Here is a 26,510-nt window from a genome sequence, read left to right on the forward strand (position 1 = left end):
CTTAAAAAGCAATGGTACTTTCGCGCGTATATATAAAGTTGAGGTAACAAAGGTAACATCAGTAACAAGTGGCTATTCACCAGCGTTTCGGGCGTTACCTTTTTGTTACCTTGTTACCTTTTTCAATACTAAAGAGGCTCAATATCTGTGATTTCAAAGCCGCTCACATCGCATCGCTCTTTCAGTATCGAGAAATCAAGAGCCCACGCTTTTTTTGTTTCATTCCCGAAACGCATCGTTTTATTGCTCTCTATAAAAAAGTCACTTTGCCTCAATTGCTTCAGAAACTGGTTATACGGAAGACATTCACCTGTGATTGCATAATCGCGTCTGTACTTGGTATAGCGGTCATATACATCACAGAAACGAATCCCGATAACATTGCCTCCTTTATCAAAAGTGTAGTCTTGATTCGGAGCCAGTTTCATCCGGGCCATGATTTCCAGCGTCTGTTCTACAATAGTCTTGTTGTTGCTGCCGCCATCCAGCAAGTATTCCTGCACACCGTTTTGAAGATATCGAATACACGCCCCTTTGTTAATGGGAAACACTTCAGACCATGTAACATTAAGGAATTCACACAGTTTGTTTACTAGGCTCAATCCGGCATAGCAACAGGCGAGATTATTGACGATACGAGATGGAAACTCATCAGATATCTCTGACTTTGCTTCCTCATACCATTTCTCCGCATCCACGGGCGATACTCTGAGTGCTATATCCAGCAGGCTCCGACCGAAGCTGCCAAGCAGATCCGCTTTTGCACACAACTTATAAAATGCTTGCCTATGGCTGGCTGGTTTTAAGTCTTTCTTGCTGAAAAGCAATTCAATGCTTCGTTCCCTGATAGCCGCTTCATCCGGCGATTCCTCACCAGCTACAATAATAGGCGCCAACAGTTCATAAGTAACAGCACTTTGATCCGCCCTACCGCGGACACCTTCATGGCCGTCATATGCATCTCGAAGATGGTTGTATAAGGCATTTAGCCTTAACTTATCTATCTTTGAAGGCTTGAACTCATCCATCAACTGCGGTATCAGATTCGATGATGCAGATTCCTTCATCAGTGTAAATGCAGTAACCTGCGTAGCCGCGCGGATTTTGCTGCACGAAAATACCGGCAGAATAACCCGCTCCAATGTATTACTTTTTCCGCTGCCTTGTTCTCCGACAAGCAATAAATGAGGAAACTTGATGCCTGATTTTTTAAGATGCGGTTTAATGAAGCATCCGGCCACCCAGGCCATTACTGATACCGTTTTTATGGGCTCGTTATAGCTGAGGAGCCATTCACCAAGCATAATAAGCTGTTTCTTTGTCAATGGCTCAAAGGTTAGGATATCGGTTGTTATGCTTTTATACTTATCAAGCTGCACGATATCTTCAACAATGTTGCCTCCTGCTTCAATGGCACCATCCGTTGAAACATATACCATCCGCCCGCCATGCTCATAAATTCCAAGAGCCTTGACCCCTGTTTTCCGTATCCACTCCATTTCGGATATATAACCTTTCAGCAGTTCCAAATCTCCTTCTGAGCCAAAATAGCCTAAGGATATTGTCCGGCGGTTCAAGATATTTTTAAATTTTTGGATGTTATTGAAGTCGGTAGTCATAAATGTCTGGCGGTATATTTCATCACGGATTGTAATAAGGTCAGCAGTCATCTGCGTTTCATCTTCCGATACAATCATCTCCACCGGTTGAATGATAAAATTTGTTATAGGATACACACTTTCGCCTCTGGTGCGGTAATACCTGCCCTCATGTTCAAAGATAACTGACTCGCTTTCGCGGCTGTATACGTTCTCTGTAACTTCAATGGCCTTATCCAGTGTCTCCTGCCCATATGTTGCTCCACTTGCATGATGTACCGTATCCCACTTTTCCCGGAATAACCCGGAATTTCTAAACAGCCTGTCCATCTGCTCTTTGTTTTTGCCTGACCAGAAAGCCAGCATACAGCAAAGGGCAAGGTCGGCTTCGGACTGGCTCGGATACCCTGCTTCCTGCCATTTTCCTTCCCATAGCAGATCAAATTCCTTATGGTTTTCGGCTGTACGGGCTTTCTCCAGAATTTCTTCATCTGTAAGCGGCTCTAGCTTAACCACCTTACTGTCTTTCTTGCTTTTTCCTCTCCGTTTTTTACTTTTGATATAATTCTCATGTATCCAGGCCAGTGCCCCGTTATCTTCAGCAATGTAATCAGGAGTCCCTGGCAGTCGCTCGCCAGTCATTGTGAAGTATCTGCTGTGGGCATACATTTCAACGCCGGTTTTAGTGTTTTTATTGCCCTTGGCGGGCATCTCCCCTTTATAGAAAATATGAAGCCCAGTTCCTGAAGGGCTGATTTCCGTATAGGACGGAAACCGCTCAAGGATAGCCTTGGCGGTATCGTTTAATTCCCCAGTATTTTTGTCGCGGCAGTGATCGATATCAACCCCTACTAAGCCTCCACCTTTTGCGAATACAAAACCCAATCCGGTATAGAGATATTGTTCTTTTGCCGCAATCGCATCGTCAAGGGTCGACCAGTCGTTTGGATTAGTGCTTGAGGCTTTTCTGCCGGTTAAGGGGTTATAAGGAATTTTACTGTCTTTTCCGTCCTTTGTGTTTGGTTCCAGACGCCAGCAGATCCATTGCTTCCGGTCAGCCAGTTCTTTAGGGAATGAGATGCTCACTGATACTGCACCTCCTCGCATCGTTCATTAAAATACCGGATCGGAATGCTGCGCTGCTTTGCCTTTTCAATCTCAATGGACATCCCTTTAGTAATTTTTCTGCCAAATACCCACACTTCTGAGCACTTTGACATCAATACCATGCCAAAGTACAAGCCCAGATTTCGCATTTGTTCATCATCGTCGTCCATAAACTGCGGAAACAAGAGGTGCGGAGCAATAGGTATGCAATTCCTGCTCACTGCAAAGCGGCAGTACCCCTGAGCCTTACGGATATTACGTTCTATATCTCCAGCATATGGGCTGCAGATAAATACCATCGGTCTGTAAGGCGCTTTCCTGGCCTCTCGCTCAATCCTAAGCAATGCTTCATAAGGTGTGGGGTCGTAATATCCTTCCGCGTTAAACTTGCTGATACTCATGGTATTACCCCCTGCCTATGCGCTTTTTTGTTCACGTTCGATTACAGGCAATATACCTTTCTTGTTTTTAAGAAGGTCATAGATAAATAGCCTTCCTTTTTGTGTCCAATATGTGTGCATTACGCTTCTTTCTGCATCAATAGCGTGGGTCTTGGACTGCGTGTATCCTTGATCGGCGTACTCCTGATATAAAAGCCAGCAGTTTCCCATTTTGTACTGTACTCCAAGCTCATGAAGCAGCTTATTGAAAGCGCGGCCAGACATTCCGTAATCCTTGGCAATCTTGCTGATCGGCACAAGGCTTTTATTTTGCAATATGAGATCGTAATAGCTTGCCTTGGGCTTTAACTCGCTGATAATCTGTTTATTCTTTGCATTTTCTATTTCTAAAGCTTTCCGTCTGTCGCGTTCTGCCTTCAGTTCAGAGAAAATCCTTATACCATACTCTGGATTGGAAATCATCTCTTCGATAACTTTATCCGTTGCATAGACTCCATGTTTTCTGATCGTAGGAAGCACTTCATCAAATACCCATCTCTCAAAGCGTTCAGCGGCAGGAAGTTTACTGCGTATAATAAGGCGATATAGATTTCCTTCTGTAATATAAGTCCGTTCAACATGCTGTTCAGTCGAGACACCATATTGATTTTTAGTTAAGGTGACCCCGTCGTGTTTCACGACCCCGTCTGGTTTGCAATGGCGTTGTATCGCATCGCGAGGGTTACTATATCCTAGCATCCTTGCACAATCCGTTGCAGGAAAGTATTCCTTTCCATCAATAACGAGTACTTTAAGTTCTCCAAATTCTGTATTCTTAAAAACCTGTAAATTAGTCATAATATCAATCCTCCATTTCTTTCATTTCTCCAAAATTTCTTCCTACCGAAGCCTCTGCCACAATAGGTACATCAAATTCAGGGAAGGGTTGTGTTTCCATACACTCTTTTATAAAAACAACTGCTTCGTCCACCTTGTCTTCCGGTAATTCAAAAACCAGCTCGTCATGTATCTGCAGCATAGGTTTCAGCCAAAGCCTTTCGGGAAGTCCACTGATGATGCGCCCACAGGCAAGCTTTAGAATATCTGCCGCTGTACCCTGAATAGGTGTATTTAATGCGCACCGCTCGGCAAACGACTTCTTGCCCCAATCTGATGACCGAATTCCCAGCAAGTATCTTCGCCTGCCCAGCCATGTTTCTGAATAGCAGCTTACAGCAGCCCGCTTTTTTACCTCATCCTGCCATTTGGCAAGACCGGGGTATCCGGATTTCAAGTTTTGAATGATGGTCTCACATTCGGACAAAGTTGGGTTCAGCCCAGCTTTAAATTTAAGTGTTCTCTGTAAGCCAGTAGGAAACAGGCCATAGAACACACCGAAATTGCAGTTCTTTGCAATGGTCCTACGCTCTTTATAATGTGGAGCATTTTTGTCTGCTGCCTCCTCAAAAGGAATGCGGTAAATAACCGAAGTGGTCTGTGCATGGATGTCACCGCCGGCACGATAGGTTTCCAGCATCCGTTTGTCCTTGCAATAAAACGCTCCGACACGCAGTTCTATCTGCGAAAAGTCAAGGGATAAAAGAACCTTTCCGGCTGGCGCAATGATAAATTTTCGTACACCTATTGGGTCATTGTCTTTCTGCGGACAATTCTGCATGTTCGGGTTTCTTGAAGCAAACCGCCCTGTCTCCGTACCCAGCGGCATAAGGTCCGGGTGAATCCTGCCGGTGTTCTCATCAATAAATCGGAGATAACCGTCTATATAGGTGGATTTGAGTTTTCCCCACTTGCGATAATCCTGCACCAGATCAAATAAGCGTACAAGCTCGGGCCGGTTGGATTCACACCATTCTTTTAACAGAATCATGGTTTCATCGTCGGCAGCTTCCTGATGTTTTGCGGTTGTTTTCATAACCGGAAGACCGAGATCCACAAAAAGATACTTCTTAAATGCCGAAGTTGAAGCATTTGCCCCTATCTCTACGTTGCCGATAATTCCAGCAATCTCACTCCTGATACTGCCGATCTTTTCCGCAGCTTCCGCTTGTTTTTTCAGCATGGCTGACCTGTCCACCAATATGCCGTTATACTTCATTATCCCGACATACACTGATGTGGGCGATTCCACCTCTTCCACAATGGTTCTGTGTTTAGGTAAAAACCTATCAAACCACTGATTGAAAACATGGTACAGGCGAAGAGTATAATCACTGTCAGCACAAGCATAGCGGATGGTCTGCTCATCTTGGGGATTCAATTCATCGAAAAGGCGACCGTCAGTTACCGTTGAGAATTCTGTCATTTCCGCTTTACACAGCGCGGGTGCAAGTGTCTTAAGTCCGCTGTCAGCAAGACTTCTGAACTCCCACTTGCTCTTCAATGTAAGCTGTGATGCTGCAATAGTGTCATAACAAGGCTTTTGAAGGACAATACCTCTTGCGTAAAGAAACATAGACTCAAAAGCCAGGTTATGGGCAACCTTTATTACATCTTTGGATTCGAATAGTAATTTCAGATACTCCCATATTGCCGTCTGGTTCTCTGCGTTTCGCCCGTTGCGGTGTTTAAGGGGAACATATATAGCGGTTCCGTCAGATACTGAAAAACTGATCCCTGTAATATCGGCCTTATGAGCATCCAGAGCAGCACTTTTCTCGTTCCTCCATTTATCGCGGGGTGAGGTTTCAAAGTCGAAAGCAAATAAGCTAGTGTTTTTCAGATACTCCTGTATCTCAGCAAGTGTATAAACACATTTATATCCCATGCGGTTCTCCTTTCCGCCCTATCGGAGAGGAACTTCCATCTCCGATAGGGCATTTGATCACTTAAGCGGCTCTGCAATTTCGCCTGTTTCAGGGTCTACGTTTATTACGTCTTCACTGACAGGTTCAGTATCATGGCCAACGCGGGTACTGAATGCTTTGACCTGCTCTGAAAGCTTGGATATCAACGCATATTCGTCAGCGGTCAGATCCCGATCTACTGCAAACTGAGCCTGGGAATAGGTGATACCGCTTGAGTTGGTTGCCTTTTTCAAAGAAAAGCGGGTAACTACGCTGTTTGATTTTTTGCCTTTAGAAAGCAGCCTTTTGATGTAGCGGGAAAACTCCTTCAACGATCCTGTGGGCAAAGAGAGTATCAGCGGGAAAATCTCCCCTTCACGCAGGACATATATCCTGCGACGGTTCTTGCAGGCTTTGCTGCCGTTTTCCCCTGAACCGAATTGATTATATGGACACTTGGCACAGCTTCCTCCGGGGTCTCCTTCACCGGTTACACCATCAAAGCTTCCGCAATCTGGCGGGTTACTGCCTCCGGTATACTTGTCCTTGTAATATGCATAAAGTGGATGATGATAAAGGATTACCGCTGAGAATTCTTTCACAGTATCCGGTTCTCCGGGATTCTCCCCAGGCACTTCAAATACTGTGCTACCTGCAGACGGAATTTTTATGCGTTCAAAAGTCATGTCAAGACCGTCAAGTTCCGATGCCATTGCCTCATCAAGATTGAAATCAGCGAGTTGAAGAAAACCTGTATTTTCGTTGATAGTTACGAGTTTATTGTTTTTCATGCTTTTATACCTCCGTAATTATGAATTTGAAACGTAATCTATATCATTTTGTTCATTGAATCGTTATTCTTTGAGCATTGATATTGGAGCATTGCTCTTTGAACTTATTTACCTTGCTGCTTTCCGCACAGTTACTGTTGTCTTTTCGAAGACATTCACAAGGCCTTTCAACCAGTCCGGAAGCTCGTCCCCATTCTCAGCAATCTGTTCTTTAACAAATGCCGACAGGGAATTTGCATTGACTGTTTCATAGATGAGTCCTCCAAAGCCTTTACTGCGCAGGGCATCAAACAGTTCTTCCTTCATGCCAGCGGCAGCACTGGCTCTTGTTGTCGTTGAAAGGCAGAACATTGTTCCTGCTCTTGTAAAGTTTTGCGTCTCGCTGCTGATCATCAGCTCAGACAAGCGGTATTCAACATCGTCAATCTCCGCATTGATGCTTTTCAGTTCCTCTTCCGCAGCCTTCTTTGCTTCGCGCAGCTCCTTCAGGCGGTCAGCAAGTTCAAACATTGCATTATTGCTCATAGCTTTCACCTCCCTCCGGGGCAAAGGGGTTTGCTCCTTTGCGGTAGTCGTCTATCAGCATTTTTGCAAGATCTGCCTTATTGCGTAGAGCAGTCAGGATTTTTGAATCCACAGTCCCTTTGGCGATAAGGTAGATATATGTGCAGCCGTTCTTCTGCCCAACTCTATGGATGCGGGCCTTTGTCTGCTCAAAATTCGACATTGAGTAATCAAGGGAGTAAAATACCATTGTGCTTGCAGCGGTCAGCGTAATACCGAGTCCTGCAGTTGCAATCTGTCCTACGAATACCATGCAATCAGGGTCACATTGAAACCGGCTGACTTGCTCTTGGCGATCCTTAATCGCTCCATAAATACACGCATAGCCGATATTCTTTTTTCCCAGCATCCTGCATATGGCATGGATTTCAGGGATGAACCTTGCTATGACAACCAGCTTATGTCCTTCTTGAATGCTGCTTTCAAGGATATCTTCTAGAGCCTTTAGTTTAGCATCACTAACCTGTTCAATTCTTCCGCCATCATCGCTTCCGATGAAGCCACCGGTTAATTGCGAAAGACGAAGCAAGCGTGTTAGTATGTTTGTAGCTGTTACTTCCCCTGCTGACAGCTCAGTATAGCTTTGTTTGACAAGTTCCTTATATTTCTTCAAAGTTACAGGCTCAAGCTCAATGTAGCGAATAATATCGGTAGTTTCCGGCAAATCCAAACACTCCGCTTTGGTCGCCCGGAACGCAATGCTGTGGATCCTTTTCATCAAATCCTGTTCCATTGATTTTTTCAGGACTGGCGTATGGTTGCCATAGCCGACCATGTTGAAATACCGGTTTCTGAAGGCATAGAAGCTGTTACCAAAAATACGTGGATCGAGAAATTTATATTGGCTGAATACATCTATGGCTTTGTTGGTTATAACCGTTCCTGTCAGTAAGAGCCGATACCGGGCAAGTGAGCCTAACCGGTGCATTGCCTTTGAAACTGCTGTATTATAAGTTTTAATTTTATGTCCTTCATCGGCAATGATAAGGTCAGGATGCCAGTTTGCCAGTTCCTTTTCCATTCTCCATGCAGATTCGTAGTTGACTACCACCACATGGACACCCTCGCCAGTTAGAAATCTAAGCTGTTGAATTTTCTTTGATATCGTGCCATTAAGGACTATAAGCTGATATGGAAAATCTGCGAACCGTTTAAACTCATCTTGCCACACTCCAAGTATGGATAGCGGTGCAACTATCAGCACACGTTTTATTCTTCCTGCAGCAAGCAATGCTCCTATAATGGCGATTGAGACAAGCGTTTTCCCGGTGCTGGTCAGCCCATTTCCATCAGGAGCGCTGCACCCCATCCGGAAATGGTAGGAAAACCACCACCCTTCAAAAGTCCAAATAGACTACAGATGAAATTGAAAGCATGGACCTGATGCTTGTATGGTCTGCCCTTTATGGGCATTGAAATTATTGGCTGCGTTTTTGCATTGTTCATAGAGTCTTGCATTACCTACACCTTCCTTAGATTTAGTTCATCATTTAACGTTTATAAACAAATTCTTCCAATCTTCTTCTGGGAAGGCTTTTAGTAAGCCTCCAATGACTTTTTTTCCTCCTTTTCTTGCACCTCTAAGAACCCTATTTGCTTCAGTAATTGAAACACCCATATGCCTAGCAAGGTCACTCCCTGACCATCCTTTTTTTACCATCAATGATTTGATATAATTTAAGTTTGGAACTAAACCAACATCTTTAGGCTTTATTGAACTTTTTAGTTCGGTAATGGGTAAAATAAAAAGCTTATCTATATCCGCAGTTGGAAAAGCTCTCATTAAGCCGGTCATTACTTTTATTCCACCTTTTCGTTCACCATTTAAAACTCTGTTTGCTTCAGAAATAGAAACACCCATTTTTCGTGCTAATTGAGCTCCAGACAGGTTTTCTTTTAACGCTAAGGTTCGAACATAATTAGTATTAATAATCATATTTCCTCCTTATGAACTTTTAGGTTCGGTTTGCTTCAATAAAAAAACCGTTTAACCGGTCTTTGATGTACTTCCAATATTACTCTACTAAAAACCGAACCTTTTGTCAATCTATAAAAATTAATTTTGAATAAAGTATTGCGTTTTGGTTCGGTTTGTGCTACACTTTGTTTACAGGAGGTGAATTTTATGGCCGAAACGGCTATTGGTAAATTTCTTAAAGCCGCAAGAGAAGCTGCAGGAATGAAAAAATGGGCTTTAGCAGAAAAATCTGGTGTGAGTCACACAGAAATTCATAGAATTGAAAACGGTGATAGGAAAAATCCTTCTATTAAAAACATTAAAGCCATATGTAAAGTTTTGAATATTCCAATTGAAGAAGCTTTAAAGGCGGGTGGATATATAAGTAACGCTACAGATTATGATTCATATATGAAAGAATTGTATCTTGATTCCGATCCTCATATTATAGGTGAAAAAATAAAAAAAGTTCGAGAAAGTAAAGGGATCAATTTATCGGATTTAGCTTCAAATTTACACATTCCTATTCAAACATTAGTATCGTTAGAAAATGGTGAAACCTTATGTGAATATGAAGTGTTTAGTAGGATTTCCTATGAACTAGGTGTTCCTGTTATTAAACTTGTTTCAGAATCGGAATCTGCAGACGAACTTGTTCGTTCCACCAAAAGTAAAGGCGATGAGCTTTTAGAGAGTTTATCAAAATCGGAAGAATTGGTTAAAACTTTATTTCGAGCTAAGGATGTTTCAAAAGAAACAATGGATCAAATGGCAACTTATATTAAATTCCTTTTAGAACAGCAAGGAATTTCTACTGATGATTAGAAATTAAGGAGGGGTCTCCCATCGCAAGTTTCATACCTAAACAACCAAGAAGAAGCCATGTTAAACGTACCGCCAGAAAAGTATTACTTTCCAGCGGTGCTTCTTCTCTTCCTATAGATGTAGACAATATATACAAAACAAATGGAATATTAAGCTTTTCCGAAGAAGAGGTGGTGTTAACCACAAGTATACCTCTTCCAAATAGTTTTGTTTCAGACAACAATATTAGTGCGATAACTCAATATGAGATAATAAAGGGCCAGAGAATATATATTACTATTTATAAAACTCAAAATCGCAACATTGGACATATTCGTTTTACGAAAGCACATGAACTTGGCCATATTTTTCTAAGACATTTTGAAGATTTCGACATACCTTCAACATTTAATATTCAAAATAACCATGATTATTGGGTATTAGAAAGAGAAGCAGAAATGTTTGCTGCTGAACTTTTAGCTCCAACAGCTATATTAAGGGCATGTGACTGTTTAGATAAAGCTAAGATCCAATCCTTATGTAACCTTTCGGAAGAAGCTTCTGAGTATGTAATAAGTGATATACATAGAGATTACCACCTTATGGAGAGTGATAAAGCTGCATTAGAACAACAATTCTATGATTTTATTAAAAATAAAGAATACCTCCAATTTATTAGTAAATCTGCTTGTGAAGTTTGCGGAAATCCGATAGTAAGTGATGATTCTTATTGTAGGATTTGTGGAAACAATCTCAAATTACAAAAAGCAAGCGAAAACCCTAATATTTATAAATCAACAATTACATTAAAGCCCACAGGACGTGTCTATTATTGTCAAAAATGCGGTAATTTTCAAATACCTGCCGGTTTGAGAGAATGCAATATTTGCAAAGCCCCACTGTATAATATTTGCGAAATCTGCAATACAAAAATGTCTTCTGAAAGTAGATACTGTCCGAACTGTGGAGCAAAACTACCTTTTTATATCGCCGGATTACTACCTGATTGGAGAACACCTTCTATTAAAGACAAACTACCTGATAATATTAATGGATTTAGGCGAATAAAAGAATGGGAATTTATTTTAGATAAGCTATTAGTACAGGAAAAATATACTTTGCATCATTGTCTGAAAGATTCTCTGGCTTTTGAGTATTCAGGTAAAATTGTTATTTACGTAATAAATAATTTATCAGCAGAATTGATAAATACAATCGATGTATTAGAAGAGATAAACGCAATAACATTGCCATATTTTGACGTAACATATGATGAAATCGATATAAATAAAGTATAGGGGGTCATTGTATGATATTTCATAGTGTTTTTTCAAAAAAATACTCATCTTGGGATGAATTGGAGTCCGCAATTGAATCTATTGAAAATGTTAAAGAAAAAGGTACTGCTTTCGAGCAATTCGTCTTCGCTTATTTTACTTTTTTCAAAAACATGTATATGATATCCGAATTATATATGGAAAGCGATATACCAGCGGAGTTACGGCAAAAAATTAAATTAGAAAAGCGCGACAGTGGCGTAGATGGTTTGTTAATAAAAGAAGACGGTACTTCTGTAGCTTATCAAGCAAAATTTAGGAGCGGTCAAGAAGCCCCTTCATATGAGGAGTTAACGTCATTTTGGGCAGAATCAGAGCACGCAGATGAAAGATGTATCTTTGCAAATTGTTATGAACTTCCACAACAAGCATATAAAAAGAAAAATCAGTTTATGATTCTTCGTGACGAATTAACTAGCCTCAAACCTGATTTCTTTGAATGGTTATATGTTTATGCCACAACTGGTACTTTAACTAGTACAACAGAAAAATTCACTCCCAAACCACATCAAATTAAAATGATTTCAGAAGTATTGGATGGTTTTGCAACTGAATCGCGTGGTAAAATGCTTGCAGCTTGCGGTACCGGTAAAACCTTAACAGCTTTGTGGATAAAAGAAAAATTAAATGCAAAATACGTTCTTTTTGTTGCTCCTAATCTTGCTCTCATTAAGCAAACACTCGAGGCCTGGATGCCTCAAGCCAGTACTCCTTTCACATATCTTTGTGTATGCAGTGATAATACTGTTGCTCAAGGTGCTCGTAAAGCTGAGTACGATGAATTTGAGATAGATGCAACTTATATTGGGGTTCCTGTAACCACAGATCCGGAAAAAATTGCTGAATTTATTTTATTCGATACCCCTAAAGATAAAGTAATTTTTTCAACTTATCAGTCACTAGATTCGATTGTGAGTGCACTGCAGAAGATAGAAGATTTTTATTTTGATATTGCTTTCTTCGATGAAGCTCATAGAACAGCTGGTAATAAAGATAGCAAAATGTTTGTTTTAGGTATGCATGACACTTTTATTCCTGCAAAAAAGCGCCTTTTTATGACAGCTACAGAACGATTTGTTAATCCACGTATTATAAACCGTGCTTATGAATATAATTACGAAATTTTTTCTATGGATAATTATGAACAATATGGGCCTACCTTTACATCGCTACCTTTTAGAAGTGCTATAGAACAAGGTATAATAAGCGATTATAAAATTGTCCTTTGTTGTATGAAAGAAGGAGAACTAAAAAACATAATTGAAAATAACTTAATTTTGAATATTGGTGACAGAGAAGTAGATGCGCAAAACCTGTTTAAACAAGTACTTTTAGCCAAGACTATGAATGACATTGGAATAAGCAAAGTAATCTCTTATCATAGAGATATTGAATCTGCTAAATTATTCATTACATCTACTGATGGTACAAGCCTTAATGAAGTAATTGCAGGTGTTTCTGAAAATATAAGTATTTCGGACATCTATTGTGATCATATAAATGGCACTATGAGTGCAGGCACACGCAAGGAAATATTTGATGAGTTCGTATCATCACCGTATGGGGTTATATCCAATGCAAGATGTTTAACCGAGGGCGTTGACGTTCCTATTATTGATGCTGTTTATTTTGCAGATCCCAAAAATTCAATAATTGATATAATACAAGCTGTTGGTCGTTCGTTAAGAAAAGTAGAAAGTAATCCAGACAAAATATCTTATATTATTATTCCTATCATTATTGCTGATGAAGTAACGAACTTTGAAGATATTGATCCTGAAAAATTTAGTACACTTCATACAGTTATTCAAGCATTAAGAGATCAAGATCGTATACTTGCTGACTATATAGATAAACTTAACTTAAAGTTAGCAACTGGCCAAAAAATAACCGATGGTGGTGATGGAGAAGCTCCAATTATTATTGAAGCCACAGAGCAACTCGGAATTGATGATATTGCTGATAAGATCTTATTACGTGTAGCTGAAGTTAACCGAGACCCAGCAAATATTTCACGTGAATTCATATTTGAACCAAAAGCTCGTACTGCAGGTGTAGAACGTGGTCACTTTACTACTATTGGGGACTATAGCCTTGAATCATATTTGAATTCATGCGTTATGCCCACTTTACGAAAATATGATTCTTTTAGTATTGGCCTCCCTCGTAAATCTATTGCTATTGACCACAATAATGTTTCGCATGCAGTAAAAATAGGTGCAATTATTGAAAGGGAACGTAAATTTTATGTTACTGAGATTGGACGCAAATTTTTTGATTGCACTTCCTTTGAAGATGCTATTCCAATCTTTCAGGAGCAGCTTTTAAAGTTTTATAAACTTGCACCTATAACACGCATTCCACATTTCCCATATCGTTTTGCCCTGAAAGTATTATCGCAAGTTAAAAAGATATCAAAATTCGAGTTTGCGTATGCTTTGTTTATTGCTAAAGATTTAGGCGATCGAGGTGTTAGTGAAGCTGTTGAAAGAATCTCATATCTTCGGGAAACATATCCTCGCATCGAAACACTAAATGAAGCAAATAAAGATATTGTCTTAGCTGCACTCAATGAAAAATTTGATACAACGCTTAAAATAATAGATATTTGGTCATCAAAAACGACTTTATATAATCAATTTGTTTATTTGAAAAATCACCTTCTCATATGGCCTGGTATAATAACTCCTGGCACAAAAGACATAATTTTGCAGCCTGGAGGAGAAAAAATTATAAGTGAAATTTTAGAAAGCACTAAAGAGATCGAAACATGTCCAAATGATCAATTGCTTAATAATTTTATAACATATAAAAATTGGTTATAAAATCATGCTGCCACAGATAAATTCTCTGTGGCAGCTTTTCAACTCTTATTTTTTTATTAATTCAACTATACTCTCTCGTAAAACATTTTTTAAGTACGGGTATTTCTTTAATTGCTGTGTAGATGTTCTAGCTTTTCTACATTCGGTTATACTTACAACATTAAACCCAACACTTTCCGATATATAAGCTAATAATAAATCTGTTGGTATAATTACTCCAACATAAGCTGATTGGTCGATTACTATGTATACTTTTTTGTCTTTTTCTAAACATAAGCCACATTGTCGTATTACTTCTCTCATATCAGCAAAATATCCTTTTATCATGTTGGGCACTTTGCGCGTTCTAGAATCTTTTTTCCCTGTTTCAGATTCCTTTAATGGTATAGCTTTTTCAATCTCATCCGCAAATAAATCTATATAATAATCACATGTTTCCTGTGCCTTAACTCCAACAAATGATCGTACAGCTTGTTCTCTAAAAGTTTTTATTCCACTAATATCTTTTGAAAAGCCACCAAACACCAATTCAAGCTTATATGATTCAAAATAATCAAATGAATTTGGATAAGGCGGGGAAAAAATTATAGTGCCTACTTTCTTATTAGTTTCACCATACTCACGCATAAAAATGTCATGTAAATTTATAGCAGAGCCAGTAATACATAGGCCTTGTCCTAAATTCCCCTTTGAGCTTTCCTCCAAATCTTTTACGATATCCATTAATTTCTTATAGAAGAATTCTTTTACATCATTAATTTTTGTTTTTACAGTTTTCAGTCCATTTCCGTCACGTCGTCTATTTGAAGATGACTCAATAATGCATAAAAAAGCAGTCAGGAATATGTCTCTTATTCTTGGGTTAGATATAGTATCAATGTATTCACGTAAACTACACAGATCAGAATAATTTTTTTCAGTAAAATATTTCCGAATATCATCGAATCTGTTCGTGCATTGAGATGGTAAGTTCAGTATATCTTTAGCCATATTCCTACATACGCAAAGCTCATCGCGTGAATATTTACTCATTTTCACATTTGCAATAAAAGTTGACAGGGGATTTACATCAATACCTAGGCCATTATATCCGTTTAATACAGCAACCACTGGCGTGGTACCTGAACCACTAAATGGATCTAATATGATTTCATCCTTTTTGGCCCCGGAATCTTTAATAAGTTCTTTAATTAATTTACCTGAAAATCCTTCTCTATATCTAAACCAATTAAGAAAAGGTGTATCAGCATTTTCCGAAAAATTTACTAGGTTATGATATCTATTCGTAAGGTCGCGAAATTTATATTTGCATTCCAAACCATAAACAAATTCCTGTAGTTCGTTATTATAGTAAATTTTTTGCTGTTCAAGTAATTTCTTCACAAATTACTGCTCCTTTCGGATCCATTTTCCATCTTTATAGTCCAAATATTTTTTAAGGACGGTATCTACATAGTCGTCAGAATATTGCTCAACCCTTAGCATTTCATCTTCATTATCAAGATGCTCGGTAATATAAGCCATCAAAACTCCCACCAATTTTGAAAAAATCTTTTGGTAAAGTTCTGTCGTTTTATACTGTTTCTTTCTTTTATATATGTTTTTTATAGTTTGCTCGACAGTTATCTCAATAATCTGTTGTAGATTATAGCCATTTAAATCTGCTTTTGCTGGGTTTTCTCCTTTCCTAAATGAATATATAAAATCTCCATGGATATTACCTGCATATCTTAGGTGCGCTGTGTTTTTATATGACTCAATGAAATCTTGAAATAGGACCCCATCTTCAGGTAAGTAAAACCCGGCTCTAGCAACTGCTCTCATCATGGTAATCCAAACTTTAATATTTTTGTTGTTGAAAGTGAATACTAAATAACCACTTGGTTTCAATACTCTGTAACATTCAGTGAAAATTCTATACAACAACTCCTCATAATCTAACTCTGTTTTTGCACCTTTAACTTTAATTTTTCTATTCATTACAGCTTCTTCATCTCTAAAAATGTAGCCATTTAACCCGCTAAACAAACTATACCATGCATTCCAAACTGCAGATAATTCTGCGTATTGAACATTACTCCCATAGGGTGGGTCAGTTATTATTGTATCTACAGAACAGTCCGGAATTGGTAAATCGGTTGAACTTCTATTCATGACAAGATAACTACCTTCTTGTTGCAACTCTTGAAAGTCTTTTGCCTCTTTACATATTAAAGGTAGCATTTTTTTCGAGTACTTAACTCCACTCAAAATACTTTTTGCGCGTTTCTCAATAATATCTATTACGTTAGTTTCAACATATTGATTTGGTAGCCAATAGGCATGCTTGTCCATAGCCGTTGGCTTACCACCTTCCCAATTATCCGTAACTCTAGTCATTTTATTTGTATATCGAAGCGATGAACTAAAAAGGAAATAAAGCATTTCATAAATATCATATGGCAACTCATTCTTCATACTAACGATATCGTTGAAAATACAACAATTTATAGCATAATTTCTATCTGTAAAAAGATCTTTATATTCAATAATCCCACGTTCTTTTAGTTTATCTTCATGTTGCCTATCCCAATCCATTGGAATAATAAAATTCGGTACATGCTTTAATTGTCTAATTATAGCATCATAATCACGATTATCACATAGTTGTTCAAAAGAAGTTATTTCACGTACGATAAATTCTTTTTTCTTTTTTGAAAAATATCTTGCTCTTATAGGTTTACTACCAGCAGGATAACATTCTATACGCTTAAGTCCATCATGTCCTTCACATTTTTCATTTATACATGAAAACAAACCATTACGAATCTTTCTATCCTCTGTTAAGGCAAATACACTACTACATTTGGGGCACATTACTTGATATACCCACTCTATCCATTCACATACACCTTCATCATCGCCAAAGTTAATATAGTACCAATTATTGTATTTCTTTTTCTCCTGTTTAATAAAATCTGAATACACTTCTTTTAGTAAATCTATGTCTCCATTAAACATTTGCATTCTTGTAATAAATGTAGCTAAAGGATTAATGTCTACCCCAATCACTTTTCTTTCCAATGCGGCTGCTTCAAAAACGGTTACTCCTCCACCGCAAAAACAATCAAGTATAATATCACCTTTGTTAGTATAATGCTTAATTAAGTTTTGAAAGACATTATATGGTCTTCGTGCAAAGTATTTGTGCATTCTGTATTGTGCAGTGTGTCTTTTAGCCACAACTGCCTTTTTAATAGGTTTAACGTTTTTCATATTTATCTCCAATCTTTTCTGCAGTTTGCTTTTCTCGTATCTCAGATATTAAATCATCATTATCAAGTAAATAATCATAAACATCAACAGGTAATTCTCCCCGTTCAGATGCGGCCAAATTGAAAAACATAACTCTATCTTCATATGAAAGATTTAGCGCATCGGCTAGTGCATATTGTGTTTTTTTATCTGGCGGTATTTTCTTTCCATTAATTATTTCACCAAGATATACTGCCGAAATGTTAGCATTACGCGCCAGTTTTGTGTTAGATAACCTAGCTTCTTCTTTTTTTCTTAATAGAAAACTTGCAAAAGTTTCATCGGCCACATTATCACCTCCAAATTAAACTTAAAGCGTAATGTTTTAAGCAGTTAGTTTATAGCTTACAGTTTATATCATACCATTAAGACTGCTACAAATCAACAATAATAATAATCAATTACATCTATCCTATTTCCTCAACCCCCCGCAAAAATGGAGGTTATCTAATTTGTTAACTCAACTACAAAATTTCAGGGTAGTTGATATGTTCCCGAAATCAATAAAAACGAGGGTTTCCTGACATTGCCACATCCGGCATGGCAGCCTGTAGAAAAGCTAAATGTCAGGAAACCCTTTATTTACAAGCTTTTCAGTTCTTTATTTCTAAACTCTTGACATCAATGTTACGCACTCCACATGATATGTATGCGGGAACATGTCTACACATTTTACCTTTTCCACCTTGTACTGCCTTCCACAAAGCATTTTTAAATCTCTTGCAAGGGATTCAGGATTGCATGATACATAAATAATTGTTTCAGGATTAAATTTTATGATATCCATAATAGCTTTTGGATTGACACCTGCTCTTGGCGGATCTAAAATAACAACATCAGGCTTTTCGTTTATTTCTTTTAGCTTTTGTGCAACATCTCCAGCGATAAAAGTGCAGTTTTTAAGCCCGTTAAGTTCAGCATTTTCTTTCGCCGCTTCAACCGCTTCACTCACAAGTTCTATGCCAATTACCCTTTTAGCAAGCGGTGCCATTATGATACTGATGGTCCCTGTCCCACAATAAAGGTCAAAAAAAACTTTATCGGAAATGTCTCCGGCAAATTCCCTCGCTGTACTGTAAAGCCTTTCTGCTCCATATGGATTTGTCTGAAAAAATGAAAAAGCGCTTATTCTAAATTTCAGTTCAAGTAATTCTTCAATAAAATAATCCCTGCCATAAAGTATTTCGAGTTTATCACATACCACCGCATCTGAAAGACTATCATTTAAGGTGTGCAATATACCGACAAGTTTACCTTCATAATCTAAATTCTTGAGTATTTCCGTAAGAGGGGTAAAATCATGCAATATTTCTGTTGTTGTAACAATGTTTACTAAAATCTCGCCTGATTTTAATGCCTTTCTTATAACCAAATGTCTTAAATACCCTTCATGTTTTTTCCCTTCATAAACAGGCAATTTATTTTCAATGGCATAGTTTAATACTGATTTAAGCAATTTTATAAAATCTCTATCAACAATTAAGCAGTTTTCTGTTGTTATAATTTCATTAAACCTGCCCCTTTTATGAAGTCCCAGTGCTAATTCCCCATTTTTTCCTTTCCCAAAGGTGTATTCCATTTTATTTCTGTAGGCAAATTCCTTCGGACTTCCTTCAATACCCATATACTCATAGCCCTCAATTCCGGCATTATCAAGAAGTTTTTTTACAATGTTTTCTTTCATTTTAAGCTGGTCTTTATAATACATGTTTAAATATGTGCAACCGCCGCATTCACCAAAATATTGGCAGACATTTTCATGCTCTAAGGGTGATTTCTCAATGATATCAAGCAAATCTGCTTCAATTACACAACCTTTTATTCTTTTAATCCGTGCCATGACTTTTTGCCCTGTTATTGAGCAACCCTTTACTTTAACTTTTTTGTCATCAATATAAGAAATACCGTATCCGTTAAACTCCATATCAGTTATATCAATTATCAATTCTTCGTTTTTTTTCACAATATATCACCTATATACCCTTTAAAATTCACTGCCCTAAGAAATTTTATTCTTTGAAAGATTATAACTACAAAATGTATTTTATCATATTATTGTGCTTTTTAATACATATAATCTTTTATGATATATTTTTAAATTAAGTTTATTTTAGGTATAATAAGGTATAAGGAGGAAGGCTGAAATGGATGCATTAATATCATCTTTTATACTTGTTTTTACTTCAGAAATGGGTGATAAATCACAGCTAATGTCAATAGCATTTGCCACTTTTATAAAGGTAAGGACCGTACTTTTAAGTATTTTTATCGCAGCGGTAATAAATAACGGTATCGCTGTCTCATTTGGTACATATTTAACTGAATACATACCCATAAAATACATAAGAATCCTTGCTGCGATTTCCTTTCTTGTATTTGGTTTGCTTGCATTAAAAAATGATCAAACAGAAGATAAAAAAATAATAAAATCAAAATACGGCTCTGCTGCAACTATAATAAGTACATACTTTTTTTCTGAATTTGGTGATAAAACTCAGCTTGCAGCTATAGCATTAACAGCAGCATATAAAAATCCAATAAATGTATTGGTAGGAACAACCCTTGGCATTTTTACTGCCGATGTTATAGGAATTTTAATTGGGGTATATCTTAACAAAAAAATCCCTTCAAAGATTTTACATTATATTTCAGCAGGGATGTTTATAATATTTGGCTTTATAACTTTGTATAAATCCAGATTCATGTGAAATAACACTGCTTACCATAGCAAAGGAGATACCCCCTTCTAAGTATCCCCTTTGCTGATTCTTTGCCTCTCATATTTGCATTATTTTACCTTGCGTAAGAAAACACCATATTGTCTATCCTTGCTGCAACAGGTAATGACCAGAGCCAACCGTTTGTTGCACTGTCATCAAAATAGTAAAGTGAACCATTTGTGGGATCAGTACCGCTTAATGCTTCCCTTGCCGCACTAATAGAATCTGCCGTTGCTGGTTTATTTATCCATCCATTTTCAACAGGTGTAAATTGATAATATCCATTGCTGTCAACCTGATATATTACATCTTTGATTGAAGCAGGAAACTTACCGCTTTTTACCCTGTTTACAATTACAGCCCCTACTGCAATTTTAGCTTTATAGGATACACCGCCTGCTTCAGCAGTTATAAGTCTTGCAAGAAGGTCTAAATCATCATTTGTGTATGAAATTACGCCTCTATTTATTGCCCCTCTGTTAACGATCGGGGTACTTCTTTTAGCTGTTTGATCTGTATCGTTTGGTATTGTTAATACCTGTCCCGGATATATAATATCATTGTAATATCCATTTGCAGCTTTAAGTGAATCTACAGTAATACCATATTTTACAGCTATTAAGTATAAACTGTCACCCTTTTGTACTGTGTATGTGTTGTCGTTACCCGGTACTTGAAGAACCTGTCCCGGATAAATAAGAACATCATTAAGACCGTTTAATGACATTATTTGATTATATGATGTGCCGAATTTCTGGCTGATTTTCCAAAGGCTATCCCCTGGAAGTACAGTATATGTTGCAGCAAAAACAGACTGTGTTAAAAATAATCCTGCTATTACAGATGCAATGAGAGGCTTAATCTTAATACGTAAATTTGACATTAATTTTCCCCCTTTTGCCTCCGAGGTTAGTTGACGGGTTCGGGTAAAGGGTCACCCTACCATAATAATGGATTCACCCCATAAAAATTCCCCCGTACCCCTTTTTCTGGGGATTCGGCATATTTCAATTACACATTATAAACGTATTATACCTGTATGTCTATATTAAATTGGTGGTAATGGAGGTATATAGTGGGATTCTCAAAGGATTATCAGAATGGAAATATAATAGTGAATTCTGTGCCCTTGTGTATTTTACTATCAACAATAATACTGCCCTTATGTGCTTCTACAATGATTTTTGCAATCGAAAGCCCAAGCCCCGCACCACCTGTTTCTTTTGCTCTTGCTTTATCAACCCGGTAAAACCTGTCAAAAATATATGGTATTTCATCGGATGGGATACCTATCCCATCATCTTTCACCTTGATAACAGTATTTTGTCCTTCTCTCTTACAAAGCACCTCTATTTTACCGTCTGTTTCCGTATATTTAACCGCATTATCAAGAAGTATTCTCAAAAGTTCTTTAATCAAGCTTTTATCCGCAAAGATATCAATTTCATCATCCATATTTAAAACTATATTTCTATTCCTATTTAACATTGATGTTTCTTTTATAACCTCATTGAGAATATCATTTAATATGAAGGTTTCTTTGTTAAGTTTTAAGTTTCTGCTGTCTCCCCTTGCTATTAGCAAAAGACGCTCTATAAGCTTTTCCATTTCTGCCTCTTCTTTTTTTAATGCCTCAATCCCTTCCTGTAATACATTTTTATCATATTTCCCCCATCTATCAAGTATATCAACATATCCTTTTATAATGGAAAGAGGCGTCCTTAATTCATGTGAAGCATCTGATATAAATGTATTCTGTCTTCTAAATGAATCCTCCAGTCTGTCCAGCATGCTGTTAAAGGTAACGGCAAGTCTTGTAAATTCATCTTTATTCCCATATACTTTTAACCTTTTGTTAAGCTTTCTCGCATCTATGTCATTAACTTCTTTGACCATATAATCAACAGGTTTTATAGCCTGCCTTGTTACAAAATAGCCTGCTATCAAGGATATCAAAATTCCCACCGCATCAGCAAAAGCCATTAACACAAAAAGCAATTTTAAAAACAAATATTGGCTTTCCATGTTTTTTATAATCTGTATATAAAATATCTTACCGTCTCTGTTATAAATTTCATTTATGTATGTAAGATGCATACCATCTTTTTCAATTTTTACCGGTATGTTTATATCTGATTTGTAAGGTATATTAATATTCTCCGTTTCCCTTGATTTATAAACTACTTTGCCATTTTTATCAATTACTTTTAAATATGTATTTTCAGGTATCGAAAATACTAAATTTTCATTGGAGAAATCAATATCACCCTTGACAACCGACAATTTGTTTAATATTGTTTCGGCTTGATTTGAAATATCTGCAAAAGATTGATATATTAAATAATATTTTAAGCCATAAAGTACAGAAGCATTTAAAACAATTAATATAATTGAGAATATCAAAGAATATAATAAGGCAATCCTAATTTTTATAGAAGGTAACATAAATCTAAGTTTCATTATTTTCATCCCTCAAAGTGTATCCGACACCTCTTACGGTTTGTATAAGCTTCTTATCAAAAGGGTCATCTATTTTGCTTCTTAAATATCTGATGTATACATCTACAACATTTGTTTCACCAAAATAGTTATATCCCCAAACATTTTCAAGTATCTGTTCTCTTGAAAGAACAATATTCTTATTTAGAATAAGGTATTTCAATAAGTCAAATTCTTTTTTAGTAAGTTCAATAACCTTTCCATCTCTTTTTATCTCATATTTTAATAAATCCATAACAATATCATTGTATTGTAAAATATCCGAATTTATTTTTCCTTTTTTTCTGAGGGCTGCCCTTACCCTTGCAAATAATTCCTCAATTGAAAAAGGCTTTGTCAAATAATCATCGGCACCTGTATCAAGACCTGTAACCTTATCCTTCACTTCATCTTTTGCGGTTAGCATAATAACAGGCATGTCCGATGTTTCTCTTATCTTTTTCAAAACCTCTATGCCGTTTAATCCAGGAAGCATTATATCAAGTATTATTAAATCATAATTATTTTCCAAGGCATTCTTCAGTCCTGAATGTCCATTGTATTCAATAGCTACAATATAACCTTCATGCTCAAACTCCAATTGTAAAAAACGGGCTATCTGCTTTTCATCTTCGATAATCAATACTTTTTTCTTCATTAATAACCCACCTATATTTATAGCTTATTAAGTGTATCATAAAATCCGGGATAAGAAATATCCACACATTCTGCATTTTTAATTATTGTTTTACCTTCAGCCATAATTCCAGCAATAGATAAAGACATGGCAACCCTATGGTCATTATAGCTTTCAACTTCAGCACCGCTTAAACAATGGGTACCGTTAATAATCATACCATCTTCTGTTTCTATAATATCAGCACCCATCTTTTTCAGTTCCCGAGTCATTGTCTTTATACGATTGCTCTCTTTTACCTTCAGTTCTTCAGCATTTTTTATTACGGTTGTGCCATCAGCAAATACTGCCGCAACCGCAATAATAGGAATTTCATCTATCAGGCGTGGTATTATTTCACCGGAAATTTCAATTCCCTTTAATGATGAGGTTTTCACAGTAATATCTGCAACAGGCTCATTATTTATAATTTTTCGATTTGATATTTCAATATTCCCGCCCATTTTTTGAATTACATCTATTATGCCTGTTCTTGTCGGATTGATATTTACACCCGTAATTGTTACATCAGACCCCGGCGCAATGCTTGAAGCGACTATAAAATATGCAGCAGAGGATATATCTCCGGGAACTGATATCTTTTGTCCGTAAAGTTTTGAAACAGGGTAACAGCTGATGATATTTTTGTCCACCCTGATATCGGCTCCAAAACAATTAAGCATTAATTCACTGTGATTCCGAGATGGATAGGGCTCTTCTATTAAGGTTTTTTTATCAGCATAAAGACTTGCAAGCATAATGCATGACTTAACCTGTGCACTTGCTATGGGCATTTTATAATTTATGCCTTTTAATTTTCCTCCCCTTATTCTTATAGGAGCAAAGTTGTTTTCTCGACTCTTGATATCTGCTCCCATCATGCTTAAAGGCTTTATTATCCTTCCCATAGGTCTTTTTTTTATGGATTCATCACCGGTCAATGTGGTTTCAAAATTTTGTCCAGCTAATATGCCCATTATAAGTCTTAGGGTTGTACCGGAATTACCAACATCGAGAATAGAATTGCTTTCTTTTAAATATAAACCCTTTCCTTTAATTTTAACCAGCTTTTCATTTAAATCAATATCCACACCAAGTTTCCGCATACATTCAATTGTTGAAAGGCAATCCTGCCCCCTCAAGAAGCCTTCTATTTCCGTTATGCCTTCAGCAATTGAGCCAATCATTATCGCTCTATGTGATATAGATTTGTCACCAGGCACCTTAATTAAACCCATAAGGGATTTTTTAGCATTTATTTCAATCTCCATATTTACCTCCATAAATCTACCTTTAAATATCCTTTACTCTATGCTGCTGCGATACCTTCTTGCATCATCAAAAAATTTTTCTATTGATTTTATATCCTCTTTATCAAGGTATGATATAAATTCGGCAAGAATTTCACTGTATTTTAGAAGTAATTCTTTTATTGTTTCTTTATTACTTATCACTATATCCTTCCACATCTCTGTCTGCGACATGGCAATTCTTGTTGTATCTTTAAAACCGCCTGCAGCATACTGTATCGCATCAGGACCTTCGCTACAGGCAAAATTAGAAAGTGCCGCAGATACTATATGTGGTATATGGCTTATTATAGCAGCAAATCTATCATGTAAATTATAATCTATAATCACAGGTTTTGCCCCTATTTTTATTATTATTTCATCTACAAATAATTTTACTATATCATTTGGGACATTCTTGATGGGCATTATAAAATAGCTTGTATCTTTAAAAAGGTTCGAAACACTTGCTGTAAAGCCGGATTTCTCCGTTCCTGCCATCGGATGTCCCCCAATAAAATACATATCATCTGGTAATATCTTTTCAATTTTCTCCATAATCAATCTTTTTGTACTGCCAATATCTGTAATAATACAGCCTTTTTTTAGATATGGTATAATCTCATAAATACAATCTATTATCTTTCCTACAGGTGTACATATAAACACCACATCTGCATCAATATTACAATCTACTTGCTTAATTCCCTTTGAAATAATACCTTCTTCCAATGCCTTATTTAAATATTCTTCATTTATATCAAGAGCAGTTATCTTTATCCCTGTATATTTCTTGATTGACTTTGCAAGGGATCCTCCCATGAAGCCAAGACCTACTATTAAAACGTGTTTTATCAATCAAAATCACGTCCTATGATGCGTGAAATAGCTTTAATTTCATCTGTAAGCATTTTAAACGCCTCTGGTGTTAGAGATTGTACGCCATCAGAAAGTGCATTTTTAGGATCAGGATGTACCTCTATCATAAGACCATCAGCACCAGCCGCTATGGCTGCTTTTGACATTGGAGCTACAAGCTCGGATTTCCCTGTCCCATGACTTGGATCAACTATAATAGGGAGGTGGCTTAATTTTTTTATAATAGGAACAGCACTTAAATCAAGTGTATTTCTTGTATATGTTTCAAATGTCCTGATTCCTCTTTCACAAAAAATAACATTTTTATTGCCCTCGCTCAAAATATATTCTGCCGCATTCAGCCATTCATCTATTGTCGCAGCAATCCCCCTTTTTAGTAGTACCGGCTTTTGTATTTTCCCGATTTCTTTCAGTAAGGAAAAATTCTGCATATTTCTTGCGCCAATCTGTAGCACATCTGCATATTCAGAAACTAAATCAATTGAATGTATATCCATTACCTCCGTAACTATTTTCAACCCTGTAAGTTCCCTTGCTTCACGGAGCATCTTCAAACCTTCTTCTTCAAGCCCCTGAAAAGAATATGGAGATGTCCTCGGCTTAAATGCGCCACCGCGTAAAAACCTTGCACCGGCTTTTTTAACTGCTTCAGCACTTTCAAAAAGCTGCTCCCTGCTTTCAACCGCACATGGACCTGCCATAATGATAATATCTTTACCGCCTATTTCTACACCATCTACATTTATAATGGTAGACTCCGGTTTGAAGGTCCTGCTGACCATTTTATAACTTTCTACTATCGGAACAACTTTTTCAACACCCTCCATCAATTCAAGGGGTTTATCCTTCAGCTTTTTTTTATCACCAATTATACCTATAACAGTACGTTCTTCACCACGGGAAATATGAACTTTAAGTTCGAGTGATGTTAAAAAATCCAACATTTCAGAAATTTGCTTATCTGTAGCATCTGCTTTCATTACAATTACCATTTCAAATTCCTCCAT

At 37.1% G+C, this 26,510-nt stretch carries 24 protein-coding genes and 1 riboswitch; of the genes, 4 read left to right on the forward strand and 20 right to left on the reverse strand.

Annotation, left to right across the window (positions count from 1 at the left end; genetic code table 11):
• Positions 1-128 precede the first annotated feature (128 nt).
• The 9 genes from AC0LWJ_RS05105 to AC0LWJ_RS05145 form a co-directional block, all read right to left on the reverse strand.
• Entirely contained in the window at positions 129-2,684 is a 2,556-nt protein-coding gene (locus AC0LWJ_RS05105; RefSeq protein WP_474237483.1) for a phage NrS-1 polymerase family protein, read from the reverse strand.
• On the reverse strand, positions 2,681-3,106 hold the full coding sequence (locus AC0LWJ_RS05110; protein WP_474237484.1) for a DUF7768 domain-containing protein: 426 nt from the start codon (positions 3,104-3,106) through the stop codon (positions 2,681-2,683). The genes AC0LWJ_RS05105 and AC0LWJ_RS05110 overlap by 4 nt, the downstream gene beginning before the upstream one ends.
• Before the next feature lie 15 nt (positions 3,107-3,121).
• Positions 3,122-3,943 carry a phage antirepressor gene (locus tag AC0LWJ_RS05115; RefSeq protein ID WP_474237486.1) on the reverse strand — a complete coding sequence of 274 codons (822 nt, stop codon included), beginning with the start codon at positions 3,941-3,943 and terminating at the stop codon, positions 3,122-3,124.
• Between the two features lie 4 nt (positions 3,944-3,947).
• Positions 3,948-5,870: a bifunctional 3'-5' exonuclease/DNA polymerase gene (locus AC0LWJ_RS05120; RefSeq protein ID WP_474237487.1), complete on the reverse strand. Its 1,923-nt coding sequence runs from the start codon at positions 5,868-5,870 to the stop codon at positions 3,948-3,950.
• A gap of 57 nt (positions 5,871-5,927) precedes the next feature.
• Complete coding sequence (locus AC0LWJ_RS05125) at positions 5,928-6,680, reverse strand: hypothetical protein (RefSeq protein WP_474237488.1); 753 nt, start codon at positions 6,678-6,680, stop codon at positions 5,928-5,930.
• A 108-nt stretch (positions 6,681-6,788) separates the two neighbouring features.
• The gene (locus tag AC0LWJ_RS05130) at positions 6,789-7,205 is read right to left on the reverse strand and encodes a gp33 family protein (RefSeq protein WP_474237489.1); all 417 of its coding nucleotides are present in this window, start codon (positions 7,203-7,205) and stop codon (positions 6,789-6,791) included.
• Positions 7,195-8,553 (reverse strand): DEAD/DEAH box helicase, encoded by a 1,359-nt coding sequence (locus AC0LWJ_RS05135; RefSeq protein WP_474237490.1) that lies wholly within the window; start codon positions 8,551-8,553, stop codon positions 7,195-7,197. Before AC0LWJ_RS05135 ends, AC0LWJ_RS05130 begins: the two co-directional genes overlap by 11 nt.
• Positions 8,520-8,702, reverse strand: a complete 183-nt coding sequence (locus AC0LWJ_RS05140; protein WP_474237491.1) for a hypothetical protein — start codon at positions 8,700-8,702, stop codon at positions 8,520-8,522. Before AC0LWJ_RS05140 ends, AC0LWJ_RS05135 begins: the two co-directional genes overlap by 34 nt.
• 28 nt (positions 8,703-8,730) lie before the next feature.
• Positions 8,731-9,180 carry a helix-turn-helix domain-containing protein gene (locus AC0LWJ_RS05145; protein WP_474237492.1) on the reverse strand — a complete coding sequence of 150 codons (450 nt, stop codon included), beginning with the start codon at positions 9,178-9,180 and terminating at the stop codon, positions 8,731-8,733.
• Between the two features lie 189 nt (positions 9,181-9,369).
• On the opposite strand from AC0LWJ_RS05145, the gene AC0LWJ_RS05150 reads away from it, so the two are divergent.
• Positions 9,370-10,026: a helix-turn-helix domain-containing protein gene (locus tag AC0LWJ_RS05150; RefSeq protein ID WP_474237493.1), complete on the forward strand. Its 657-nt coding sequence runs from the start codon at positions 9,370-9,372 to the stop codon at positions 10,024-10,026.
• Here AC0LWJ_RS05150 and AC0LWJ_RS05155 read toward each other — a convergent pair.
• The gene (locus AC0LWJ_RS05155) at positions 10,013-10,210 is read right to left on the reverse strand and encodes a hypothetical protein (RefSeq protein WP_474237494.1); all 198 of its coding nucleotides are present in this window, start codon (positions 10,208-10,210) and stop codon (positions 10,013-10,015) included. The genes AC0LWJ_RS05150 and AC0LWJ_RS05155 overlap by 14 nt on opposite strands.
• Here AC0LWJ_RS05155 and AC0LWJ_RS05160 point away from each other — a divergent pair.
• Positions 10,200-11,303 carry an ImmA/IrrE family metallo-endopeptidase gene (locus AC0LWJ_RS05160; protein WP_474237496.1) on the forward strand — a complete coding sequence of 368 codons (1,104 nt, stop codon included), beginning with the start codon at positions 10,200-10,202 and terminating at the stop codon, positions 11,301-11,303. The genes AC0LWJ_RS05155 and AC0LWJ_RS05160 overlap by 11 nt on opposite strands.
• Before the next feature lie 11 nt (positions 11,304-11,314).
• Positions 11,315-14,167, forward strand: coding sequence for an AlwI family type II restriction endonuclease (locus AC0LWJ_RS05165; RefSeq protein WP_474237497.1), 2,853 nt, complete (start codon positions 11,315-11,317; stop codon positions 14,165-14,167).
• Between the two features lie 45 nt (positions 14,168-14,212).
• Here the strand turns inward: AC0LWJ_RS05165 and AC0LWJ_RS05170 are convergent, their stop codons facing one another.
• From AC0LWJ_RS05170 to rlmD, 4 genes are all read right to left on the reverse strand, one after another.
• On the reverse strand, positions 14,213-15,550 hold the full coding sequence (locus AC0LWJ_RS05170; protein WP_474237498.1) for a DNA methyltransferase: 1,338 nt from the start codon (positions 15,548-15,550) through the stop codon (positions 14,213-14,215).
• Between the two features lie 3 nt (positions 15,551-15,553).
• Positions 15,554-17,422, reverse strand: a complete 1,869-nt coding sequence (locus AC0LWJ_RS05175) for a DNA methyltransferase (protein ID WP_474237499.1) — start codon at positions 17,420-17,422, stop codon at positions 15,554-15,556.
• Positions 17,409-17,750 (reverse strand): helix-turn-helix domain-containing protein, encoded by a 342-nt coding sequence (locus AC0LWJ_RS05180; RefSeq protein WP_474237500.1) that lies wholly within the window; start codon positions 17,748-17,750, stop codon positions 17,409-17,411. Before AC0LWJ_RS05180 ends, AC0LWJ_RS05175 begins: the two co-directional genes overlap by 14 nt.
• Positions 17,751-18,068: 318 nt before the next feature.
• Complete coding sequence (rlmD, locus tag AC0LWJ_RS05185) at positions 18,069-19,424, reverse strand: 23S rRNA (uracil(1939)-C(5))-methyltransferase RlmD (RefSeq protein WP_474237501.1); 1,356 nt, start codon at positions 19,422-19,424, stop codon at positions 18,069-18,071.
• A gap of 181 nt (positions 19,425-19,605) precedes the next feature.
• Here rlmD and AC0LWJ_RS05190 point away from each other — a divergent pair, with 181 nt between their 5' ends.
• Positions 19,606-20,169 carry a TMEM165/GDT1 family protein gene (locus tag AC0LWJ_RS05190; protein ID WP_474237502.1) on the forward strand — a complete coding sequence of 188 codons (564 nt, stop codon included), beginning with the start codon at positions 19,606-19,608 and terminating at the stop codon, positions 20,167-20,169.
• Positions 20,170-20,254: 85 nt separating this feature from the next.
• Here AC0LWJ_RS05190 and AC0LWJ_RS05195 read toward each other — a convergent pair whose 3' ends face one another.
• The 6 genes from AC0LWJ_RS05195 to aroF all read right to left on the reverse strand — a co-directional run bounded on the left by AC0LWJ_RS05195 (position 20,255) and on the right by aroF (position 26,495).
• The gene (locus AC0LWJ_RS05195; RefSeq protein ID WP_474237503.1) at positions 20,255-21,064 is read right to left on the reverse strand and encodes a cell wall hydrolase; all 810 of its coding nucleotides are present in this window, start codon (positions 21,062-21,064) and stop codon (positions 20,255-20,257) included.
• A riboswitch (cyclic di-AMP (ydaO/yuaA leader) is annotated at positions 21,065-21,194 on the reverse strand.
• An 82-nt stretch (positions 21,195-21,276) separates the two neighbouring features.
• Positions 21,277-22,641, reverse strand: a complete 1,365-nt coding sequence (locus tag AC0LWJ_RS05200; RefSeq protein ID WP_474237504.1) for a sensor histidine kinase — start codon at positions 22,639-22,641, stop codon at positions 21,277-21,279.
• A complete protein-coding gene (locus AC0LWJ_RS05205) occupies positions 22,631-23,317 on the reverse strand; it encodes a response regulator transcription factor (protein WP_474237505.1) in 687 nt (228 codons plus the stop codon). Before AC0LWJ_RS05205 ends, AC0LWJ_RS05200 begins: the two co-directional genes overlap by 11 nt.
• A gap of 17 nt (positions 23,318-23,334) precedes the next feature.
• The gene (aroA, locus tag AC0LWJ_RS05210; RefSeq protein ID WP_474237506.1) at positions 23,335-24,606 is read right to left on the reverse strand and encodes a 3-phosphoshikimate 1-carboxyvinyltransferase; all 1,272 of its coding nucleotides are present in this window, start codon (positions 24,604-24,606) and stop codon (positions 23,335-23,337) included.
• 33 nt (positions 24,607-24,639) lie between these two features.
• The gene (locus tag AC0LWJ_RS05215) at positions 24,640-25,482 is read right to left on the reverse strand and encodes a prephenate dehydrogenase (RefSeq protein ID WP_474237507.1); all 843 of its coding nucleotides are present in this window, start codon (positions 25,480-25,482) and stop codon (positions 24,640-24,642) included.
• Entirely contained in the window at positions 25,479-26,495 is a 1,017-nt protein-coding gene (gene aroF / locus AC0LWJ_RS05220) for a 3-deoxy-7-phosphoheptulonate synthase (protein ID WP_284680712.1), read from the reverse strand. Before aroF ends, AC0LWJ_RS05215 begins: the two co-directional genes overlap by 4 nt.
• Positions 26,496-26,510: the final 15 nt, after the last annotated feature.

The organism is Aceticella sp. 75b-Ac, from assembly GCF_056032965.2.

What these genes read in the sequence shown, in the direction of transcription:
- AC0LWJ_RS05110 (WP_474237484.1), bottom strand. Translation starts at nt 3,106, where the DNA reads ATGAGTATCAGCAAGTTTAACGCGGAAGGATATTACGACCCCACACCT.
- AC0LWJ_RS05115 (WP_474237486.1), bottom strand. Translation starts at nt 3,943, where the DNA reads ATGACTAATTTACAGGTTTTTAAGAATACAGAATTTGGAGAACTTAAA.
- AC0LWJ_RS05120 (WP_474237487.1), bottom strand. Translation starts at nt 5,870, where the DNA reads ATGGGATATAAATGTGTTTATACACTTGCTGAGATACAGGAGTATCTG.
- AC0LWJ_RS05125 (WP_474237488.1), bottom strand. Translation starts at nt 6,680, where the DNA reads ATGAAAAACAATAAACTCGTAACTATCAACGAAAATACAGGTTTTCTT.
- AC0LWJ_RS05130 (WP_474237489.1), bottom strand. Translation starts at nt 7,205, where the DNA reads ATGAGCAATAATGCAATGTTTGAACTTGCTGACCGCCTGAAGGAGCTG.
- AC0LWJ_RS05135 (WP_474237490.1), bottom strand. Translation starts at nt 8,553, where the DNA reads ATGGGGTGCAGCGCTCCTGATGGAAATGGGCTGACCAGCACCGGGAAA.
- AC0LWJ_RS05140 (WP_474237491.1), bottom strand. Translation starts at nt 8,702, where the DNA reads ATGCAAGACTCTATGAACAATGCAAAAACGCAGCCAATAATTTCAATG.
- AC0LWJ_RS05145 (WP_474237492.1), bottom strand. Translation starts at nt 9,180, where the DNA reads ATGATTATTAATACTAATTATGTTCGAACCTTAGCGTTAAAAGAAAAC.
- AC0LWJ_RS05150 (WP_474237493.1), top strand. Translation starts at nt 9,370, where the DNA reads ATGGCCGAAACGGCTATTGGTAAATTTCTTAAAGCCGCAAGAGAAGCT.
- AC0LWJ_RS05165 (WP_474237497.1), top strand. Translation starts at nt 11,315, where the DNA reads ATGATATTTCATAGTGTTTTTTCAAAAAAATACTCATCTTGGGATGAA.
- AC0LWJ_RS05175 (WP_474237499.1), bottom strand. Translation starts at nt 17,422, where the DNA reads ATGAAAAACGTTAAACCTATTAAAAAGGCAGTTGTGGCTAAAAGACAC.
- AC0LWJ_RS05190 (WP_474237502.1), top strand. Translation starts at nt 19,606, where the DNA reads ATGGATGCATTAATATCATCTTTTATACTTGTTTTTACTTCAGAAATG.
- AC0LWJ_RS05195 (WP_474237503.1), bottom strand. Translation starts at nt 21,064, where the DNA reads ATGTCAAATTTACGTATTAAGATTAAGCCTCTCATTGCATCTGTAATA.
- AC0LWJ_RS05200 (WP_474237504.1), bottom strand. Translation starts at nt 22,641, where the DNA reads ATGAAACTTAGATTTATGTTACCTTCTATAAAAATTAGGATTGCCTTA.
- AC0LWJ_RS05205 (WP_474237505.1), bottom strand. Translation starts at nt 23,317, where the DNA reads ATGAAGAAAAAAGTATTGATTATCGAAGATGAAAAGCAGATAGCCCGT.
- aroA (WP_474237506.1), bottom strand. Translation starts at nt 24,606, where the DNA reads ATGGAGATTGAAATAAATGCTAAAAAATCCCTTATGGGTTTAATTAAG.
- aroF (WP_284680712.1), bottom strand. Translation starts at nt 26,495, where the DNA reads ATGGTAATTGTAATGAAAGCAGATGCTACAGATAAGCAAATTTCTGAA.